The sequence below is a fragment of the Collinsella sp. BG-O-102 genome, assembly GCF_023656745.1.
Classification (GTDB): Bacteria; Actinomycetota; Coriobacteriia; order Coriobacteriales; family Coriobacteriaceae; genus Collinsella.
Window position 1 is genome coordinate 209,182 of the sequence record NZ_JAMOKO010000001.1, and the last position, 20,884, is coordinate 230,065.

Sequence of the window (20,884 nt, forward strand, 5' to 3'; positions counted from 1 at the left end):
AACGGGTCGTCCCTTTCCAGGGGCGGCCCGTTTTTTGATCCCTAGGGGACGGAGGAAAACGGATCACTTAGGGGGTCGGTCGATTCGAGTGATCCGCAATCCTGCCGTCCCCTAGGGATCATTTGGGTAGACTCTTGGGGTGTAAACGGCTATCGATAGTAAGGAGGCGCCATGGGGCGCAATAACAAACATAAGCGTAGCGCACGCAATAAACGCGGGCCGGTGCGCAGCGAGCGTCGCCCGAGCATGACTGGCCGCGTTCAGCTCCATGAGCACAGCGCTTATGTCGTGACCGACAACGGCGATTACAAGGTCATGGGTCGCGGTAAGCGTGAGATTATGGACGGCGATACCGTGGCCGTAAGCATCAAGGCGGGACCGCGCGGCGATCGTCGTGCCGTGATCGAGGGCGTCATCGAGCGCGCCGCCATCAGCGTGGTGGGTACGTATCAGACGGCCGGCCCGCTTGGCGTGATCGAGCCGCTCGATTCGCGTCTCAAAGCCGATTTCTTTATTTTGCCCGAGGACACTTCGGCGGAGCGCCTGGGCGTGCATCCTGGCGATGTCGTCGTCGCACGCATTCTGGCCTACCCGACGCGCTTGGAGTCGGGCACGGTGACTCTTGAGCGCCGTATCGGCGGCGACGATGCGCCCGATCTGGGCGTCCAATATGTTATGGCGCGCTATGGCTATACCGACAGCTATCCCGAAGCGGCTCTGGCAGAGGCAGAGGCGCTTTCGCTCGATGTGGCTGCAGCGCTTAAAGACCCGCTTCGTCGTGACCTGCGCGATCGCTTTGTCATCACCATCGACCCGGTCGATGCGCGCGACTTTGACGATGCCATCTCGCTCGAGCGCACGCCCGAGGGCGGCTATAAGCTGGGCGTACATATTGCCGATGTTTCGCACTATGTTGCCTGGGATGGGCATATCGACCTGGAGGCCCGCCATCGCACGACGTCGGTGTACCTTGCCGATCGCGTGCTCCCCATGCTGCCCGAACGCTTGTCGAACGATTTGTGCTCGCTGCGTCCTGACGAGGACCGCTTGGCGTTTACCGTCGACATCGAGCTCGACGCGCAGGGCCGTGTGCGCCATTATGACCCCTATCCCAGTGTGATTCGCTCGCGTGTGCGTATGGACTATGACGGTGCCGAGGCGCTGCTGGTGCGTGCCGGCGCAGTTGAGTATTCCGTGTTGGAGGGCGCTGCGGAGGATGTCGCTGCGGCCGAAGCCTCGCGCGAAAAAGCGCTCGAGCGCGGGCTTGCGTGCGAGGACACTGCTCACAGCTGTAACGTTGACCTGGCCGATTTCCTGGTCGCCGCAAACGAACTCGCGGAGCTTCGGCGTCGCATACGTCGCGCACGCGGTTCGGTCGACTTTGATACGGCCGAGATTCGCGCGCTGCTGGATGAGGACGGCGTGCCCGTGCAGATTGTGGCACGCGAGCGCTCCTGCGCAACCTCGCTTATCGAGGAGGCAATGCTGCTGGCTAACGAGTGCGTCGCCGAGTGGCTGGCCGACCGCGATATCGAGGCGTGCTATCGCGTGCACGATGACCCCAGCCCCGACAGTCTGCACGGTGCTGCTGCGGCGCTGGCGCAGCTCGGTATCATCGATGATCGCCGTGCGGCGGGCATTACCCTGGGAAGTCCAGACGAGTTGCAGGCGACGGTTGACGCTGCTGCCGGCACGGCTAACGCGCCACTCGTCAACACGCTCCTTTTGCGCAGTATGCAGCGTGCGTTGTATAAGCCTCGCAACGAGGGCCACTTTGCGCTCGCCGCGCCGTGCTACTGCCACTTTACAAGCCCCATTCGCCGTTATCCCGATCTGGTGGTGCATCGCGTACTCAAGCTGCAGCTGGCATACGAGCAGCTGGGTGGAAAAGACGCCTTGGTGCGTACGCCGAGGCTGATCGGAAAAGGCCGAGAGTCGCTTCCGCGCATCCTGCCGCAAATCTGCCGCGCGTGCAGCGATGCCGAGCGTGCGGCCGACGCTGCCAGCCATGCGACGCAAAAAATCAAGATTGCGCAGTACTACGAGGATCGCCTGGGCGAGCGCTATGCCGGAACGGTCTCATGGGTCAGCAGCATGGGGCTATTTGTGCGCCTTGATCTAACGCAGGTCGAGGGACTGGTTTCCATTAAGAGTTTGGGTAACGAGTGGTTTGAGTTTGACGAGGACGCGCTCACGTTGACGGGTGCCGACACGGGGCGTCGTTTTGAGTTGGGGCAGCGCGTGATCATCGAGGTCTCGCGCGTCAACACGACTCGCGGACATTTGGACTTTAAGCTCATTCATTAACCGGCACGGAGTGAGTATCGGCAGAGCGTAGAGGGCGGTCTTTCGGGGCCGCCCTCTTTGCGTGTCTCTTGATTACCCTGCCATGAGCTCGGCCTCTTCTTCATATGCTTTTGGGAGATAGGACCTACCAAAACAAACCTGTCCCTATTTGGCGGGTTTACGAGAGAGCGGGGATGTTGTGGCAACGGTGTACGGGTATGCGCGGGTGAGCTCGCGTGATCAAAATCTGAATCGGCAGCTGGATGCGCTGGGTGCCTATGGCGTGGAACCGGCGAACATCTTTGCCGACCATGCGAGCGGTAAGGACTTTGATCGCCCTCGGTATCGGGAACTGCTTCATGTCTTGGCTTCCGGTGACGTGTTGGTGGTGCTTTCCATCGATCGGCTGGGTCGAAACTACAGCGAGATACTCGAGGAATGGCGTCGTATAACCAAGGAACTTGGTGCGGCCATCGTTGTGCTGGATATGCCGTTGCTCGATACGCGTGCGAGAGATTGCGGCGGATCGGATGTGACCAGCACGCTGATCGCCGATATCGTTTTGCAGCTGTTGAGTTACGTAGCGCAGGTGGAACGAGAGAACATCCACCGTCGTCAGGCGGAGGGAATCGCGGCGGCGCGGGCACGCGGCGTGCGTTTTGGTCGACCCCGCAAGCCGTGCCCTCCGCAATTTGAACGAGTGCGCGATATCTATGAGGCGGGCAATATTACCCGGAGTCAGGCGGCAAAGCGCCTAGGTGTGTGCGTGGGGACCTTCGATCGCTGGATGCGCGAGACGGAGTAGGGGTGCCGGGGATGCGGGCTCAGCGACTACCGCCGCCTATCCCGACCCGCTTGCCCCCGTTCGCATATGGATGGGCACCAACATCCGTCGTGTCGCCCATACCGTAGAGTTCTTCTTTGTTGGGCTGTTTGCCTCGTTGGCGGCGGTGTGCTTGGATAAGCGCATAACCTGTCCCATTGGCGCCCACGCGAGACGCTGTTAACAACCCTGTTACGAATAATGCGACCTTGATGAATCATTTTGTGTCGCGCGTATTTCCGAGCGGTCGGATTTGAGGGGCGAGTGGTAGAATGCCCGCCCTTTGTGCGCCATGATGCGGCACAATGTACCGTAAAAGCTGTTTATATCCGGTACGAATCGTTCGTTGGTCTTTAATTCTTCTCAACGGAGGTGTTTGAGATGGCAAACGGATTGCTTTTAAGGCTTCGCGAGCGTGAGCTCAGCGCAAGTCCGGCGGAGCGCAATGTCATCGCATACGTGAGTGCTCATCCGCATGAGGTGGTCGGGCTGTCCGTCCGCGGTCTTGCCGATGCCACGTTCTCCTCGCCCTCGAGCATTTTGCGCTTTTGCAAGCGCTTGGGTTTTGCGGGCTACAAGGAGTTCCAGCGCGAACTGATTGCCGAGCTGGCGCTCTTGGGTGACAAGAAAGACGTGGCCCTCGAGGACATCTCCGTGGATGACAGCGTCGAACGTATCGTGGGGAAGGTGATGAAAAGCAACGTGCGCACGATCGAGGCGACGGCGCGAACACTCGATTACACCGTTTTGGAACGATGTGCAGCCTATCTTAAGCAGGCGCGCATGGTCAATCTGTTCGGTATTGGTGCTTCTCGCTTGGTTGCACACGATCTGGCACAAAAGCTCATGCGTGTCGACAAGGAATGCCATCTGTACGATGACTGGCACGACCAACTCTTGTGCGCCAAGAACATGCACGAAGGCGATATCGGCATTGCTTTTAGCTACTCGGGCTTAACGCAAGAAGTACTGGACTGCACCGCCGAGGCCCAACGCCACAACTGTCCCGTTGTGGCCGTGACCAAAGTAGATGGATCGTCCAAGCTTGCCACCATGGCCGATGCCGTGCTCGGCGTTGCTGCAAGCGAGCCCTTGGTCCGCAGCGGTGCCATGGCCTCGCGTATGGCTCAGCTTATGGTTGTCGATGCCCTCTACGCTGCTTACGTTGCGAGCGATTACGAACGGGCGACGCATCTCATCAAGCAAAACTACATCGAGAAACAGGAAAGATGAGGTGAACAAAATGCTCGATTTAACAAAATTCACGACAGAACAGCGAAATCAAAAGTCAATGGACCTCGACACGATGACATCGCTGCAAATCGTCACGACGATGAACGATGAGGATCTTCGCGCCGTCCAATCGGTCACGAAAGTGTTGCCCCGGGTTGCCACGGCAATCGACTGGGCTGCCGAGGCGCTCGAGCGCGGCGGACGCGTCTTTTATATGGGCGCGGGCACGAGCGGTCGTTTGGGCGTGCTCGACGCGTCGGAGTGCCCACCCACGTTTGGCGTATCGCCCGATCTGATTGTCGGACTCATTGCCGGAGGCGAGAGGGCGTTTATCAAGGCTGTCGAAGGTGCCGAGGATAGCGAGGAGCTTGGCGCGAGCGACCTGCGGGAACATGGGCTCTCCTCCAAGGATCTCGTCGTTGGTTTGGCGGCAAGCGGTCGTACCCCCTATGTGGTGGGCGGCCTCGCGTACGCCAAGGCAACCGGGTGCAAGACCATTGCTATCGCCTGCAACCAGGGGTCGAGGATCGGGGAGGACGCAGATCTTGCCATAGAGCCCGTGCCCGGCCCCGAGGTGCTTACCGGCTCAACGAGGCTCAAGGCGGGAACGGTCCAAAAGCTCATTCTCAATATGATTTCGACCGGTGCCATGGTCAAGATCGGCAAGGTATACCAAAACCTGATGGTCGATGTGCAGCAAACGAACGAAAAGCTGGTGGTGCGCGGCCAGAACATCGTGATGGAAGCAACCGGCTGCACACGCGAGCGCGCTGTTCGGGCACTTGCAGATGCCGGCGGCCACGTTAAAACCGCTATTGTCTCGGTGCTGCTGGGCTGCGATGCCGAGCAGGCTGCGGTGGCTCTTGAGCGGGCGCGCGGCCATGTCCGTGCTGCGGTGAGTGGCCATGAGAAGAGCAATGCCGATGCCCAATAGGTGCGCGGCGTGAGCTGATATGACATCCAGACGAGATACCCAATACAAGGAGGAGTTATGACGAACAAAGAACTGGCTCAAAAGCTGCTGGACCTTTTGGGCGGTAAAGACAACGTGCTCGCAAACGCGGCGTGCATGACGCGCCTGCGCGTGACCGTCAAAGACACGGGCAGCGTCGACACGGAGGGTATTAAGGCACTCGACGGCGTGATGGGCCTGGTCGAGGACGACACGATGCAGATCGTGCTGGGGCCGGGCAAGGTGAATAAGGTGCTCGAGGAGTTCTCCAAGCTCACCGGCCTTGCGAAAGGCGTTGCCGACGAGAGCGTGGTTGACGCTGCGGCCACAAACAAGGCCGCGCAGAAGGCAAAGTACGAGTCCAAGCCGGTTCAGGCCTTCCTCAAGAAGATTTCCAATGTCTTCGTCGCCCTGCTTCCCGGCATCATTGCGGCTGGCCTCATCAACGGTATCTGCAACGTCATTAACGTCTCGACGGCAGGCGCGCTTGCAGGCGAGTGGTGGTACCAGGGCATTCGCTCCATGGGCTGGGCCCTGTTTGCCTATCTGCCCATCTTGGTGGGCTATAACGCGGCACGTGAGTTTGGCGGCTCCGCTGCGCTGGGCGGCATCGCCGGCATGATGTGTATCGCCAACAGTGCCATGCCCCTGCTTGCGCCTGGTGCGGCTGATCCTGCCGCTGCCATTCTGCTGCCGCTCACCAATGCGCAGTACAACCCCGCAGCGGGCGGCATGATCGCGGCTCTTATCGCTGGCGCATTTTTTGCCTGGATGGAGCGTCAGATTCGCAAGGTTATGCCCAACGCACTCGACACGTTCTTGTCCCCGCTGCTGGTGCTCATCATCGGCGCCTTTGCTCTGATGCTCGTCATCCAGCCGGTTGGCGCATGGCTGACGACGGCGATCTTTAGCGTTTTGACCTTTATTTTCGAGAAGCTGGGCGTCCTGGGCGGCTATATCCTGTCGGCAGGCTTCTTGCCGCTGGTTTCCGTCGGCCTGCATCAGGCGCTCACGCCGATCCATGCTATGCTCAACGATCCCGACGGCGCTACCAAGGGCATCAATTACCTGCTCCCCATCCTTATGATGGCTGGCGGCGGCCAGGTCGGTGCCGGTTTGGCGCTGTACTTTAAGACCAAGAACGCCAAGCTCAAGAAGTACGTCGCAGAGTCCATTCCCGTTGGAATCCTCGGTGTGGGCGAGCCTCTGATGTATGCCGTTACGCTGCCGCTCGTTCGTCCGTTTGTAACGGCCTGCCTGGGTGCCGGATTTGGCGGCGCGCTCGCGGCGCTGCTTCACATCGGCACGGTTTCTCAGGGCGTTTCCGGTCTGTTTGGCCTGCTGATCGTCGTTCCTGGTCAGCAGCTCGGCTACGTTGCCGCTATGCTGCTTGCCTATGCCGCCGGCTTTGTCCTGACGTGGTTCTTTGGCGTCGACGAGCAGAAGATCAACGAGTTCTTTGGCGAGTAGTTTGATATCGCGAGCCGTGTTGCTCAGGGCTCGCGGCGCGCGGCAGATTTCTTGATGCTATGGTTGTGCCGGCGGGGCTAACTGCTCCGCCGGCCTTTTTTAAAGGAGTGTTGAAGCGTGAAAACGGGTATTTCGATTTATCTTTCCAGCCCTCTGCAGGATATTGAGCGGACGATTGAGCATGGTGCCGCGGCGGGTGCGCGCTATGCGTTCACCTCGCTGCATATTCCCGAGGATGGGGGGGCGGCGTATGCCGATAAGGTCCGTCATGTGCTGTCGCTGCTTTCCGCCCGCGGCATTGCGCTCATCGCCGATGTGGGGCCGCGCACGTGCGATTTGCTCGGGCTTGAGCGCATCGAGGACCTGCGCGATCTGGGGTTGGAATACCTTCGTTTGGACTATGGCTTTAGCGCCCAGCGGGTCGCGGAGCTGTCCGGTGTATTTCGCATTGTGGTCAATGCATCGACGGTGAGTTCTGATGAAATCGCATCGTGGTGTGAGGCCGGTGCCGATGTGACTCGTTTTGCCGCCTGTCACAATTTTTACCCCAAGCCTTATACCGGTTTAGCTCTGGAGGACATTGCTCGGGTGAATCTTCGTCTTGCGGCGCTTGGATTCGAAATCATGGCTTTTGTGCCGGGTGATGCCAACGTTCGCGGGCCGGTATTCGAGGGACTGCCGACGGTCGAGGCACAGCGCGGTCGCGCGTCAAAGGTTGCTCTCAATATGCTTGAGCTTGCACATGGCGCCGATTGCGACATTGTGTTGGCCGGCGACCCCGATCTTTCCGATGCGGGCTGGACGCAGTTTGCTCATGTTTCCGCCGGATACGTGGACCTGCAATGCGAGCTTGAGCCCGGTTATGCCTATGTACGTGGGCAGATTCATCACGACCGACCCGATTCGAGCACCCTCATCTTTAGGTCTCAGGAGTCGCGTACGACGCTTAAGCCGGATTCCGTGCCGATGGATGCCGGTGCCGGCCTGTCACGAAAGACGGGGTCGATCGCTGTGAGCAATAGCGGCTATGGGCGCTACGAAGGCGAGCTTGAGATTGCGCGGGTCGATCTTCCCGGTGACGAGCGCATGAACGTTGCGGGCCATATCACGCCCGAGGCAATGGAGCTGCTGCCGTTCATCAAACGCGGATTCGGGGTACGGTTCGTTTAGCGTGTGACCCGTGGGCTACAATTGGCCCATCATACGAAGGCGTCTCGTGTGGCGTGTGCCTGCGTTGGCCGATCTATATTCGGAGGATTCCCATGACCGTACTGTTTGTTGAATATCCCAAGTGCTCGACCTGTAAGAAGGCCAAGGCATGGCTGGACGAACACGGGGTAGAGTATATCGACCGCGATATCGTTTTGGACAATCCCACGGCTGATGAGCTTGCGACCTGGATTGCTCGTTCGGGACTGCCGGTGCGGCGCTTCTTTAATTCGTCGGGCATGAAATATCGAGAGCTGGGCCTGAAGGCGCGTCTAGATGCGGGCATGACGGATCGGGAGTGCTACGAGCTGTTGGCGACCGACGGCATGCTGGTTAAGCGTCCGCTGTTGGTGGGCGACGACTTTGCGATTCCCGGCTTTAGGGAATCGGCTTGGGTCGAGGCGTTGCTGTAGCGGCTGCGGAAAGTGCGACCCGTTTTGAGTGCTCAGGGTGGGACGTGTTTTCCATCGGCGGGCTCGCTCGGCTCAATCCTCGAGCTGTGCCCATTCGTGCGGATCGTAGACCTTTACGTGCTTGTTGGGCTTGCCGCTCCAGTACTCCTCGTCCATAAAGGGCAGATATGCCTGAACACCGGGGCAGATAAAGGGAATCCGCTGCTGTTGCAGTCGCTCGCGCTGTCGCTGCTCCAGGTGCGCCTCGGATATGACAGTCGGCATACCGGACAGCTCGACGAGGCTTGCCTGGATTCGCTTAAGGTCGGGGAGTCCCGCGTGCCATGACATCCGCATGATCAAAAAGGATGCACGGCGGTTTTTTGCCTGCATCACCGTGATGGCGGGGCGCAGAGTGGGATGGATTTTGTCCCGTTCGGGCCAAAGGTCAGCAGTGATCTCGAGGCCCAGGGTCTCCCATAGGTAATCAAGCTCTTCGTCCATGGCGCCTCGATATCTACGTGATCATTGATACTTCGATTGTGTTGCCTGGTGCTATCGTTTTCGCGGTAGAATCTGCCAACGGTTGACGGCTACCGCTCGCGGCGTTTTGCCCTTCGTGTGCAGCGGTCGACTTCACAGGTCCTTCACGTGTTGGCCGTATTTGACTGAATTTCAAAAAAGTCAAAATTGGGGCTTGCGTCACGGCCGGACTTCCCGTATATTTCTTTCTTGCGCAAAGGCACAGCCGAGCGCAGCGATGCAGTCATTGGGATGTCGTCTAATGGCAGGACAGCGGATTCTGGTTCCGTCAATGGGGGTTCGACTCCCTCCATCCCAGCCATTGCATTTGCTACATATGGCCCGTTCGTCTAGCGGTTTAGGACGCCGCCCTCTCAAGGCGGAGATCACCAGTTCGAATCTGGTACGGGCTACCAAAATTGAACGCCCGGGCCTCGTAAGAGACCCGGGTTTTGTGTATTGACCGATATTTAAGGCGCGCGTTGAGTCTGCCGCCCGGACCGAGGAGTTGTCATGGACCTGCCTATCAGCTTGGAAGACATCACGTATGCCGAGAACTATCTGGCGCAGGGCGACCTGGCTACGGCGACGCCGCTGCTTGAGCGTCTGGTGGAGCTCGCCGAGGAGTATATCGACGCTGAGTGCAAGACGGAGGAGAAGCGCCAGTACTTTAGCTTCGACAGCAAGTTTGAGCGCCTGGCCTATCGCCGCGTGGAGAAGGATCCGCGCGAGCTGGTGCAGGTCGAGGTTCCCTTTGACCGCCTGTACTCCGACATGGCGTTTGCCTACATTCGCCAGCAGGATTATGTGAGTGCTCGGAATGCCCTGATGCAGGCCGTGCGTTGGGATCCCATGAACTGCAACTATCGCTTGGACTTGGCCGAGCTGTTCCGCGCGCTCGAGGACAAGCAGGAGTGGGCATCGCTCTCGTTCTCGGTGCTGGAGCGCGCGAGCGACGGTAAGTGCGCCGCACGCGCCTACACCAACTTGGGTCAGTACTTCTTGGAGCCCGAGACCGAGAACATTTCGGCTGCCGTGGGCTGCGCGCGTCTGGCGCTGCGCCTGGCGCCCAATGATGCGCATACGACGCGCCTGCTCAACAAGATCCATACCACCTATCCGGATGCCGCGGACGAGAGTGACGACCATGTGATGGGTGAGCTCGCCCTGCAGGGCGTGCCGACCTCGCCTTCGGCCGAGATCGCCATCTGCCTGATCATGTGCGCGACCGACGCTGCGAGCGACGGCGACAAGCAGGAGGCTACGCGCCTGACGGTCCGTGCCCGCGACCTGGTGGGCGAAGAGGCGTGCGCGGCGATTATCAAGCTGGTGCGCGAGAGTGATGCCGAGCTTAACGCCGAGCGCAAGGCAAAGCGCGAGGCTGCGGGCTCAAACGCCGATGGCGCCAAGGAGGCCGGCGATGCCCAGTAAGCGCGAGCGCAAGCTCATTTCCAAGAATCGCTCGGCACATCACGAGTACTTTATCGATGAGACGTTTGAGTGCGGTATTGAGCTGAGCGGTACCGAGGTCAAGTCGATTCGCGAGCGCGCGTGCCAGATTACCGATACCTTTGCACTGATTCGTGGCGGGGAGTGCTGGCTCGTCGGCCTACATATCCACCCTTATAGCCATGGTGGCGTGTGGAATCGCGATCCCGACCGTCGGCGCCGTCTGCTGCTGCACCGCAAGGAGATCGACTTTCTTGACGGCAAACTTCGCAACCGTGGTTATGCGCTGGTTCCGTTGGAGCTCTACTTTAATACCGACGGTCGCGTAAAGCTGCTGCTGGGCCTAGGCCGCGGCAAGAAGCTTTACGACAAGCGCGAGGATATGGCCAAGCGCGATGTCCAGCGCGAGATCGACCGCGCCCTCAAGGAGCACAATCGCTAGGCGTTCTGTATAAGTTGCGGTGGAATACGGACTGTTTTGCCTGTTTGAGGGGCTATTCAGTCCCTATTTCACCGCAACTGCGGGCGTCTCATCTTTCTTACTGTTCTGACACATATGTCTCAAAGGCGGCATCCGTTATGGGCGCCGCCTTTTTTGTGGGTACATACATCCATGAGGTTCCAACCCGGGTTAGGGGAGTGATCGTTATGGACAAAACTGCGTTCTTTACCATGCCGAGCGGTCTGTACGTGGTGAGCGCCGCGGCAGACGGGCTGCGCGCCGGCTGCGTCATCAACACTGCGGTGCAGGTGACGTCCATGCCGCCGCGCATTTCGGTTGCCGTGAACAAGGACAACGTCACCTCGGGCGTCATCGCATCGGCCAAAGCGTTCGCGCTGACCGTGATCGATCAGACCGCCGACATGCTCTACATCGGTAACTTTGGGTTCCGCACCAGCAGCGATTATGACAAGTTTGCCAAATACGAGACCCGCGAGACGGCTCTGGGCATGCCCTATGTGCCCGAGCACGCGACGGCCCTGTTTAGCTGCCGTTTGATCGACACTGTGGATGTGGGCACGCATCTACTGTTTATCGGCGAGGTCGAGGATGCCGAGCACCTGAGCGACGAGACGCCGCTCACCTACGATTACTACCATAAGGTCCTGAAGGGCAAGACGCCTCCGAAGGCGTCCTCGTATCAAGGCTAGAAATGTTCTAAAAATACTTGCATTATATTATTGATAACATATACTAATAAGCGAAGTACATCACCAGTCGCGTTCGAGAGGAGAACATCATGGCTGAGGAGAAGAAGACGTATAAGTTCGTGTGCATCGTTTGTGGCTACGAGGTTGAGGTCGACACGCCCGAGCTGCCCGAGGACTACGTGTGCCCGGTCTGCGGCGTCGGTCCCGATCAGTTTGAGCTCGTCGAGGAGTAGCTCGCAGACACACGGCGAAAGCCGAACATAGCTCTGTCCAAGGGCCTCGGTCGAATTCTCGCCCGGGGCCCTTTTCCTCCGCCCCCAAGGGATCGCGGTTGCTGTTGGCCGATCCTGTCTGTTGTGAGTCCGGCCGACCTTTTGTCTCAATCTGTAACATCTAACGGTGGAAATTTGGCCCACTTGTTACAGATTGAGACAAACGGAGCTGACCCTCGGAATGATCTCGATCTGTAACATCTAGACATCAAAAGCGGGTCTAGATGTTACAGATCGAGACGTTTGCCTGAGTAGGTGCCCCGCCCCATTACATCCCTGTCAACAACACGACATCGAGAATCGTCACGATGGCACCGATCCCTACGAGCAGCGCGTTGAGTGGACGCGAATTGGCGTATTTGCCCATGACGCGGGGTGAACTGGTGAGCCGTATGAGCACAAAGACCGTAATCGGTAGCTGAAGCGACAGCAGTGCCTGACTCCAGATGAGACCTTCAAAAGGATTTGGGACGACCAGGCACGCCGTCACTGCGCCGACGAAACAGGCCGCCACCCCGATCGAGGAATGTCGGTCGTGGATATCGTATTCCTCGTCGAACATGCCCGCAGTGATGGTCCCCGCCGCCATGCCCGCTGTCACGCTGCTCGATAGTCCCGCGAACAGCAGCGCTACCGCAAAGATGGTCGAGCTCGCCGGGCCCAGAATGGGGGAGAGCGTGGCCGCTGCGACGGCGAGGTCGTCTACGACCATGCCGTGCGCAAAGAAGGTCGTTGCGGCCAGGATGACCATGGCCGAGTTGATTGCCCAGCCCACGCCCATCGAAATGAGCGTGTCGAAGAGCTCGTAGCGCAGACGCTCTTCGATAACCTGCTCGCCTTGGCCTTCGAAGTGCATGGATTGGATGACCTCGGAGTGCAGAAAAAGGTTGTGTGGCATAACGACCGCACCCAGGACACTCACGATAATCGCGGCAGAGCCAGTGGGCATACTGGGCGTGATCCAGCTTGCGGCGGCTTGCGGCCAGTCGACCTTGACTAGTGCAAGCTCGGCCAAAAACGAGAGTCCTACCACGCCTACGAAGGCGATGATCCAGCGTTCGGCTCGCTTGTAGGAGTTCGTCATGAGCATCGCCATCGATACTGCCGCCACGATGACGCAGCCCGCACGCACGGGCAGCCCAAAGAGCATTTGAAGGGCAATCGCGCCGCCCAGGACTTCGGCCATGGCGGTGGCGATGGTCGCGAGATAGGCGCTGCCGAGCACCGCGCGTCCCACGATGCGGGGGAGAAAGCGGGTCGTGGCCTCGGCAAGGCAGGCGCCCGTGGCGATGCCCAAGTGCGCCGCGTTGTGCTGCAGCACGATGAGCATAATCGTGGACAGCGTGACGATCCACAGCAGCGCGTAGCCAAACTGCGAGCCCGCGGCCATATTGGAGGCCCAGTTGCCCGGGTCGATAAAGCCGACGGTCACGAGCAGCCCGGGGCCGATATGCCGCGCAATGTCTAGGCCTCCGTGACCACCGGTGCGTCGGGAGCCAAAGTGTTGTTTGAGATGGTTGAGCATGGTGCGCTCCTGCGTATGGGCGGCGTGACGTCGCATCTGGGTCGTGCGGCGCCACGCGTCGGATTTGGGTTGGGGCTACTTGTGCGCTTTGCCCTGATTGGCCACGGCGTCGATCTTGGCGGCGATGGTCGCCGGGTCGCCGATGTAGCGCTTGTCGAGGACATTGAAATCGGTATCGAAGGTGTAGACGAGCGGCACGCCGGTGGGGATGTTGACCTTGAGGATCTCCTCGGGCGTGAGGTGCTCGAGCTTCATGACGAGTGAGCGCAGGGAGTTGCCGTGTGCGGCGATGAGTACGCGCTTGCCGGCGAGCATCTGGGGGCGAATCTCGTCTTCGAAATAGGGCCAGGCGCGGGCGATCGTGTCCTTGAGGCATTCGGTATAGGGCAGCTGATCGGGCGCGACATCACGGTATTGCTCCTGGGTGTGGGGATCGCGCGCGTCGTTCGGCTCGAGTGCCGGCGGGCAGATATCGAAGGAGCGGCGCCAGATGAGCACCTGCTCGTCGCCGTGCTCCGCCGCGGCATCGGCCTTGTTGAGACCCTGCAACGCTCCGTAGTGGCGCTCGTTGAGCTTCCAGGATTTGATGACGGGCAGCCACTCGCGATCCATTTGGCCGAGCACGATGTTGAGGGTGTGGATCGCGCGCTTGAGGCGCGAAGTGTAGCAGACGTCAAAGTCGAAACCGGCTTCTTTGAGGGCTCGACCGCCTGCTGCGGCTTCTTCGCGGCCCGTGTCGGTGAGCTCAACATCGGTCCAGCCGGTGAACAGGTTGAGCTTGTTCCACTCGGACTCTCCGTGACGGATGAGGACGAGTTGCATCGTCTGCTGGTCTGCTTGGTGCGCCATAGGGGCCTCCTTGATCTGGCACGGTGTGCGTGCCGTTTGCTTGACGCCGCAAAGGATACCCGTTTTAAGCTTAAAAGTTAACCAAGACTAACAAAATTGTTGTATTTGAATGGGATGGTGAAAGGGGGCTGCCGAAATGTCTCGATCTGTAACAGTTTGCCGCCAAAACCGACCCTTCGTGTTACAGATCGAGACAAACCAAAACCGTCCCGCAGAAAATCTCAATCTGTAACATCTAGGCGCCAAAATCGGTTCCTCCTGTTACAGATTGAGATGTTTGAAGCGGTGAGCTTACAAGCCGAACTTGGGCGCCTTGTTGCCGCCCTTGAGGTCGGCGGTGCCCACTCGTAAGGTGTGCGTTACGCGATTGTTTCGAAACGGGCGGGAAACACAACGATGCCCTGATGCTCCTACTATGCCTATTCAACTGACTGTCTAAATATCTAGGGGAGGATCGCGATGCAGGCAGATTCCGCTCAACAGCAGGGCCTTTATCGCCCCGAATTCGACCACGATGCATGTGGCATCGGCGCACTTGCCGATATCAACGGTGAGCGCCATCACCAGATTCTGGACGACGCGCTGTCCATTCTGGTCAACTTGGAGCACCGCGGCGGCACGGGACTCGAGAAGAACACCGGCGACGGTGCCGGTATCCTGTTCCAGGTTCCGCATCACTTTTTTCGCAAAGAGGCTCAAAAGTGCGGCCAGATTCTGCCGGCAGAGGGCGACTATGGCGTGGCCATGCTGTTCTTTCCGCAGGACGACAAGGGCGTAGAGGATGCCCGTCGCGTGTTTGAGGAGGGCTGCGCCGAGGCCGGCGTGCCGCTGCTCTTTTGGCGCGAGGTGCCCGTCGACCCGCACGACCTGGGCGAGACGGCACGCGCCTGCATGCCCACCATTCTGCAAGCCTTTCTGGGCCGCCCCGACGATACGCCGGCGGGTGACGCCTTCGAGCGCCGCCTGTACGTGTGCCGTCGCACTATCGAGAAGAAGGCCGATGCCGAGTTTGCCCTGCGCGACAAGATCTTCTACGTCTGCTCCATGAGCTCGCGCACTATCGTGTACAAGGGCATGCTCGTCGCCACGCAGATGCGCCGCTTCTTCATCGATCTCAACGACGCCGCTGTCAAGACGGCCGTTGCGCTCGTCCACTCGCGCTACTCCACCAACACCACGCCCAGCTGGGAGCGTGCGCACCCCAACCGTTTTATCATCCACAACGGCGAGATCAACACCCTCAAGGGCAACGTCAACTGGATTCGCGCCCGCGAGCCCAACCTGTACAGCCCCGTGCTGCAGCATGATCTTGAGCGCGTGATGCCCATCATCAACCGCGAGGGTTCCGACTCCGCGATTCTGGACAACGTGCTCGAGTTTTTGGTTATGAACGGTCGCCCGCTTACGCGTGCCGCGTCCATGTTGCTGCCCGAGCCGTGGGACCATAACGACAGCCTGAGTGAGGAGCGCCGCGCCTACGACGCTTACCAGTCCATGCTCATGGAGCCGTGGGACGGCCCTGCCGCCATCGCCTTTACCGACGGCCGTACCCTGGGTGCTGCTCTCGACCGCAACGGCCTGCGTCCCGCCCGCTACTATGTGACGCGCGACGGTCGCTTTATGCTGGCAAGCGAGGTGGGTACCATCGAGGTAAGCCCCGAGAACATCCTGACGAGCGGCTGTCTGGGGCCGGGCCAGATGCTCGAGGTCGATTTTGCCCGCGGCCGCGTCATCTACAACGACGAGCTGCGCGCCCGCTATGCCAAGGAAAAGCCTTACCGCGACTGGATTGCCGAGGAGACGCTGACCGTTGACGCGCTTGATGAGCCCGTTGCGACAACGCCCGCCGAGGACGCCGAGGTACCCGTCGCCGTGCGTATGGCCAAGCTCGGCTACCACTGGGATGACGTTGACGAGGTCGTGCGTCCCATGGCCCAGCAGGGCAAGGCGCCGCTCGCCTCGATGGGCATCGACGCGCCGCTGGCTTGCCTGTCCAAGAAGACGCGCTCGTTCTTTGACTACTTCTATCAACTATTCGCTCAGGTCACGAACCCGCCGATCGATGCCCTTCGCGAGCATATGGTGACTTCGACCACGCTCTATCTGGGCAACCACGGCAACCTGCTCGAGGATTCCCGCACGGCCTGCCAGCTGGTGCGCTTGGAGCGCCCGTTGCTCAACGAGGAAGAGTTTGACCGCATCTGCGCCATCGACCGCGTGGGCTTTAAGACTCGCCGCTTCCGTGCCGTCTACCGCCGCGACGCCGGCGAGGGCGCACTGCAGGCTGCGCTCAAGCAGCTTGCCGAGGACGTTGAGGCTGCGGTCCGCGACGGCGTGAACATCGTGGTGTTGAGCGATCGTGCCGCTGCGGGCGAGGTGCCCGTGCCGTCGCTGCTCGCTGTGGGCTGCGTGCACAACCACCTGATCCGCGCCGGCGTGCGTACCTTTGCCGACATCGTGGTGGAGTGCGGCGACGCCGTGTCCCCGCATGACTTTGCGGCACTGGTGGGCTACTCTGCGAGTGGCATCTATCCGTACAACGCACATGCGTGCATCCGAGATCTGGCTGCACGCGGCGACCTGGACGTGACGGCCGAGCAGGGCATCGCCAACTACAACAAGGCTGCGACGGCGGGCATCGTCTCCATCATGTCCAAGATGGGCATCTCCACGGTGCAGAGCTACCACTCTGCGCAGATCTTCGAGGCCGTGGGCTTTACGCCGGAGTTCGTCAACGCGTACTTCGCCGGCACGGTGAGCCGTGTGGGCGGTATGGGCGTCGAAGATGTCGAGCGCGAGCAGAATGAGCGCTATGACGCCGCGCTCGCCATCCTTAAGAGTCCGGCTCCCGATCAGCTGCCCACACTGGGCCTGACCAAGTGGCGCCCGCTCGGCGGCGAGGATCACCTCATCGATCCGCAGACTGTCTACTTGCTGCGGACCGCCTGCCGTGAGGACAGCTACGACACCTTTAAGGAGTACAGCGCCCGCCTGCACCGCACCGGCCGTGCCGTGCGCCTGCGCGACCTGCTGGACTTTGATGCCGGCGGCCGCACCCCGGTGGCACTCGACGAGGTGGAGCCCGCGCTCAACATCGTCCGCCGCTTTAACACCGGCGCCATGTCGTACGGCTCCATCAGCAAAGAGGCGCACGAGTGCATGGCTATCGCCATGAACCGCCTGCATGGCCGTTCCAACTCGGGCGAGGGCGGCGAGGACCCGCGTCGCGAGACCCCGCTGGCCAACGGCGACTCCAAGAACTCCGCGATCAAGCAGGTGGCAAGCGCGCGCTTTGGCGTGACGAGCCGCTACCTGTGCAGCGCCTTTGAGATTCAGATTAAGATGGCCCAGGGCGCCAAGCCCGGCGAGGGCGGCCACCTGCCCGGCAAGAAGGTCTACCCCTGGATCGCCGAGGTCCGTCAGTCCACGCCCGGCATCGGCCTGATCTCGCCTCCGCCGCACCACGACATCTACTCCATCGAGGACCTGGCAGAGCTGATCTTTGACCTTAAGAACGCCAACCCCGGCGCGCGCGTGTCGGTCAAGCTGGTCAGCGAGGCCGGCGTCGGCACCATTGCTACCGGCGTGGCCAAGGGTGCCGCCGACAAGATTTTGATCAGCGGCCATAACGGCGGCTCGGGTGCCGCGGCGCGCGATTCCATTTGGCACGCCGGTCTGCCGTTGGAGCTCGGCCTTGCCGAGGCCCAGCAGACGTTGCTGCAAAACGGCCTGCGCTCCCGCGTGGTGCTCGAGGCCGACGGCAAGCTCATGGACGGCACCGATGTTGCCGTCGCCTGCTTGCTGGGCGCCGAGGAGTTTGGCTTTGCAACCATGCCGCTCATCTCCATGGGCTGCCTCATGCAGCGCGACTGCCAGCAGGATACCTGCCCGGCCGGCATCGCGACGCAAAACTGCCGTCTGCGTCACGGCTTCCGCGGTAAGCCCGAGCACGTTGAGCACTTTATGCTCTTTGTTGCCGAGCAGCTGCGCGAGGTCATGGCGACCCTGGGCTTCCGCACCGTCGACGAGATGGTCGGCCATCCCGAGTGCCTGCGCCAGATCGAGGTGCCGGGCAACCGCAAGGCCAACCTGCTCGATCTGTCGCCCGTGCTGGCGAGCGCGACCTGCGAGTTCGGTGCCCATATCCCGGGTGCCGACGGTCGCCACTTCCTCCCGCAGATGGCCGCGGACAGCGAGCTCGACAAGACGCTCGACTCCACGCTGTTTGTGCCCTATACGGCCGATGCCCGTGCGCACCTGCGTCCGATTCGCTTCCGCGCCGATATCGCCAACGTCAACCGCTGCGTGGGCACCATCCTGGGCAACGCGGTGACCAAGGCACATCCCGAGGGCCTGCCCGCCGGCTCCATCACCATCGATTGCGATGGTTCGGCCGGTCAGAGCTTTGGCGCCTTCCTGCCGCGCGGCATTACGCTCAACGTGTGCGGCGACGCCAACGACTACTTTGGCAAGGGCCTTTCGGGTGGCGAGGTGTCGGTGCGCCCCAACCCGCATGCGACCTACAAGTTCGACGAGAACATCATCGTGGGCAACGTTGCGTTCTTTGGCGCCACGAGCGGCCGCGGCTTCATTAACGGTCTTGCCGGCCAGCGTTTTGCCGTGCGCAACTCCGGCGCCACCGTGGTAGTCGAGGGCTGCGGCAACCATGGCTGCGAGTACATGACGGGCGGTCTGGCGCTCATCCTGGGCGAGGTCGGGCAGAACTTCGCCGCCGGCATGACGGGTGGCGTGGCCTATGTCTTTGACCAGTACGGTACGCTCGATGCCCGTGTGAACCACGAGAGCGTTGAGCTCAAGGCCCCGACGGCCGGCGAGCTGGCGCAGATTCGAGAACTCATCCAGGAGCACGTGGACGCGACGCAGAGCCCGCGCGGCATTAAGCTGCTCTACAGCTTTGAGACGATGAGCAAGCACTTTGTGAAGGTCATTCCGACCGAGTACGAGCGCGTGCTGGCGATTGTCGCTGCGGGCGAGGCTGCCGGCAAGACGCATGCGCAGGCAGAGGAGCTGGCGTTTGACATTGTGACCGGTCGCGCGAGCGCCGCGGATGTCGCTCGCTTTGATGTCGCGGGCGGTGCCGCGGACGCTGCGTCCGTGGCTGCCAGCTCTGTTGCTTCGACCAAGAAGGAGGCGTAAGTGCCATGGGTAAGCCCGGTGCTTTTCTTGATATCGATCGCGTGACCCACGAGCTTCGCCCCGTGGAGGAGCGCAGCCATGATTTTGACCCGCTGTACGTGGAGCTCGATGACGACGCGCGCCGTGCCCAGGCGAGCCGCTGCATGATGTGCGGCGTGGCGTTTTGCCAGATGGGCGCGAGCTTTGGCAAGGCGCGCCCGAGCGGCTGTCCGCTGCACAACCTGATTCCCGAGTGGAATGAGCTGGTGTACCGCGGCCGTTGGGACGAGGCTGCCGAGCGCCTGTCGCTCACCTCGCCCATGCCCGAGTTTACGAGCCGTGTGTGCCCGGCGCTGTGCGAGGCCGCGTGCAACTTGGGATCGGTCGACGGCCAGCCCACGACGATTCACGATAACGAGCGCGCAATCAGCGACCACGAATGGGCAAACGGTGGCCCGCGTCGCTTTGAGCCGGCGGGGGAGGACGCGCCCTCGGTCGCCGTGGTTGGTTCTGGCCCGGCTGGCCTGGTGGCTGCATGGGAGCTTGCGCGTCGCGGTGCCCGCGTGACGGTGTTTGAGCGTGACGTCCGCCCGGGCGGCCTGCTCATGTACGGCATTCCCAACATGAAGCTCGAGAAGTCTGTGGTCGAGCGTCGCGTGGCGCTCATGCGCGAGCTGGGTATCGTCTTTGAGCTGGGCACTGACGCTACGAACCCTGCGGTGGCGGCCAAGCTCAATGGTTTTGACGCTGTCGTGGTGGCAGCTGGTGCCCGTGCCCCGCGCGGGCTTTCGGCTGCGAACATTGACGCTCCCGGCGTGGTGTATGCCGTGGACTACCTGACGGCTTCGACCGTCTCGGTGCTCGATGGCGGCGAGCCCGCAGTGAACGCGCGCGGCCTGGACGTTGTGGTCATTGGCGGCGGCGATACCGGCAACGACTGCGTGGGTACCGCGGTGCGCCAGGGCGCGCGCAGCGTGCGCCAGTTTGAGTTTTTGCCGGCCGCGCCTGATGCGCGCGCAGCGAGCAACCCCTGGCCGCAGTGGCCCAACGTTAAGAAGACCGATTACGGCCAGCAGGAGGCTATCGCTGCCATGGGCGGCGAGATGCGTGCCTGGGGCGTGGATACGCTCGAGGTGCTGCTGGACAAGAAGGGCGCGGCAGCGGGCCTGCGCGTGGTCGATCTGGATTGGTCGGCCGGCAAGCCCGAACGCATCGCGGGCTCCGAGCACGAGGTGCCGGCCCAGCTGGTGCTCATCGCCTGTGGCTTTACGGGTCCGGAGCGCAGCGTGTTCGAAGCTGTCGGCGTACCTGTTGCCACGGCGGGCCGCCCGCTGCCTGTGATGGTCGCCGAGGGCTCGCATCTTGCGGCGCGTGTCGACGGCGTCGCCGCAGATGCCGCGCCGGTGTATGTGGCCGGCGACGCCCGCAACGGCAGCTCGCTCGTAGTGAGCGCCATGGCCGACGCCCTGGCCTGCGCTGCCGAAGCCGCCGCGGCGCTGGAGCTGTAAGGCGGCTGTCCACAGCTGAATCGTCAAGGGCTGTCCCCAACGGCCGGCCCAAAAGGAACGTCCCCAAGTGCCGGCAGCTGGGGGCGTTCCTTATGTGCCGGCATTC

At 61.2% G+C, this 20,884-nt stretch carries 16 protein-coding genes and 2 tRNA genes; 15 read left to right on the top strand and 3 right to left on the bottom strand.

Annotated features, from left to right (window positions below):
* The first annotated feature begins 171 nt into the window (after window positions 1–171).
* From NBH09_RS00965 to NBH09_RS00995, 7 genes are all read left to right on the top strand, one after another.
* Window positions 172–2,307 (top strand): ribonuclease R family protein, encoded by a 2,136-nt coding sequence (locus NBH09_RS00965; RefSeq protein ID WP_250786795.1) that lies wholly within the window; start codon window positions 172–174, stop codon window positions 2,305–2,307.
* Between the two features lie 178 nt (window positions 2,308–2,485).
* The gene (locus tag NBH09_RS00970) at window positions 2,486–3,091 is read left to right on the top strand and encodes a recombinase family protein (protein ID WP_250786796.1); all 606 of its coding nucleotides are present in this window, start codon (window positions 2,486–2,488) and stop codon (window positions 3,089–3,091) included.
* A gap of 399 nt (window positions 3,092–3,490) precedes the next feature.
* On the top strand, window positions 3,491–4,342 hold the full coding sequence (locus tag NBH09_RS00975; RefSeq protein WP_250786797.1) for a MurR/RpiR family transcriptional regulator: 852 nt from the start codon (window positions 3,491–3,493) through the stop codon (window positions 4,340–4,342).
* A gap of 10 nt (window positions 4,343–4,352) precedes the next feature.
* Window positions 4,353–5,276 carry an N-acetylmuramic acid 6-phosphate etherase gene (gene murQ, locus NBH09_RS00980; RefSeq protein ID WP_250786798.1) on the top strand — a complete coding sequence of 308 codons (924 nt, stop codon included), beginning with the start codon at window positions 4,353–4,355 and terminating at the stop codon, window positions 5,274–5,276.
* A 57-nt stretch (window positions 5,277–5,333) separates the two neighbouring features.
* Entirely contained in the window at window positions 5,334–6,764 is a 1,431-nt protein-coding gene (locus NBH09_RS00985) for a PTS transporter subunit EIIC (protein ID WP_250786799.1), read from the top strand.
* 117 nt (window positions 6,765–6,881) lie between these two features.
* Entirely contained in the window at window positions 6,882–7,934 is a 1,053-nt protein-coding gene (locus NBH09_RS10060) for a MupG family TIM beta-alpha barrel fold protein (RefSeq protein ID WP_250786800.1), read from the top strand.
* A 92-nt stretch (window positions 7,935–8,026) separates the two neighbouring features.
* Window positions 8,027–8,386: an arsenate reductase family protein gene (locus tag NBH09_RS00995; RefSeq protein ID WP_117564210.1), complete on the top strand. Its 360-nt coding sequence runs from the start codon at window positions 8,027–8,029 to the stop codon at window positions 8,384–8,386.
* 72 nt (window positions 8,387–8,458) lie between these two features.
* On the opposite strand, the gene NBH09_RS01000 is transcribed toward NBH09_RS00995, so the two are convergent.
* Window positions 8,459–8,869, bottom strand: a complete 411-nt coding sequence (locus NBH09_RS01000) for a hypothetical protein (RefSeq protein WP_250786801.1) — start codon at window positions 8,867–8,869, stop codon at window positions 8,459–8,461.
* Window positions 8,870–9,135: 266 nt separating this feature from the next.
* On the opposite strand from NBH09_RS01000, the gene NBH09_RS01005 reads away from it, so the two are divergent.
* The 6 genes from NBH09_RS01005 to NBH09_RS01030 all read left to right on the top strand — a co-directional run bounded on the left by NBH09_RS01005 (window position 9,136) and on the right by NBH09_RS01030 (window position 11,721).
* Window positions 9,136–9,209: transfer RNA gene (locus tag NBH09_RS01005), tRNA-Gln, on the top strand.
* A 17-nt stretch (window positions 9,210–9,226) separates the two neighbouring features.
* A tRNA-Glu gene (locus NBH09_RS01010) sits at window positions 9,227–9,303 on the top strand.
* 97 nt (window positions 9,304–9,400) lie between these two features.
* The gene (locus NBH09_RS01015) at window positions 9,401–10,318 is read left to right on the top strand and encodes a tetratricopeptide repeat protein (RefSeq protein WP_117634813.1); all 918 of its coding nucleotides are present in this window, start codon (window positions 9,401–9,403) and stop codon (window positions 10,316–10,318) included.
* Entirely contained in the window at window positions 10,308–10,778 is a 471-nt protein-coding gene (smpB, locus tag NBH09_RS01020; RefSeq protein ID WP_124786019.1) for an SsrA-binding protein SmpB, read from the top strand. The genes NBH09_RS01015 and smpB overlap by 11 nt, the downstream gene beginning before the upstream one ends.
* Before the next feature lie 206 nt (window positions 10,779–10,984).
* Window positions 10,985–11,488 carry a flavin reductase family protein gene (locus tag NBH09_RS01025; RefSeq protein WP_124786020.1) on the top strand — a complete coding sequence of 168 codons (504 nt, stop codon included), beginning with the start codon at window positions 10,985–10,987 and terminating at the stop codon, window positions 11,486–11,488.
* An 89-nt stretch (window positions 11,489–11,577) separates the two neighbouring features.
* On the top strand, window positions 11,578–11,721 hold the full coding sequence (locus NBH09_RS01030) for a rubredoxin-like domain-containing protein (RefSeq protein ID WP_117638060.1): 144 nt from the start codon (window positions 11,578–11,580) through the stop codon (window positions 11,719–11,721).
* Between the two features lie 307 nt (window positions 11,722–12,028).
* Here the strand turns inward: NBH09_RS01030 and NBH09_RS01035 are convergent, their stop codons facing one another.
* Together NBH09_RS01035 and gpmA are read right to left on the bottom strand one after the other, a co-directional pair.
* Window positions 12,029–13,285, bottom strand: a complete 1,257-nt coding sequence (locus NBH09_RS01035) for an Nramp family divalent metal transporter (protein WP_124786021.1) — start codon at window positions 13,283–13,285, stop codon at window positions 12,029–12,031.
* Window positions 13,286–13,360: 75 nt separating this feature from the next.
* On the bottom strand, window positions 13,361–14,134 hold the full coding sequence (gene gpmA, locus NBH09_RS01040) for a 2,3-diphosphoglycerate-dependent phosphoglycerate mutase (protein ID WP_089572215.1): 774 nt from the start codon (window positions 14,132–14,134) through the stop codon (window positions 13,361–13,363).
* 459 nt (window positions 14,135–14,593) lie between these two features.
* On the opposite strand from gpmA, the gene gltB reads away from it, so the two are divergent.
* Together gltB and NBH09_RS01050 are read left to right on the top strand one after the other, a co-directional pair.
* A complete protein-coding gene (gltB, locus tag NBH09_RS01045; RefSeq protein ID WP_250786802.1) occupies window positions 14,594–19,291 on the top strand; it encodes a glutamate synthase large subunit in 4,698 nt (1,565 codons plus the stop codon).
* A gap of 5 nt (window positions 19,292–19,296) precedes the next feature.
* Entirely contained in the window at window positions 19,297–20,778 is a 1,482-nt protein-coding gene (locus tag NBH09_RS01050; RefSeq protein ID WP_250786803.1) for a glutamate synthase subunit beta, read from the top strand.
* Window positions 20,779–20,884 lie beyond the last annotated feature (106 nt).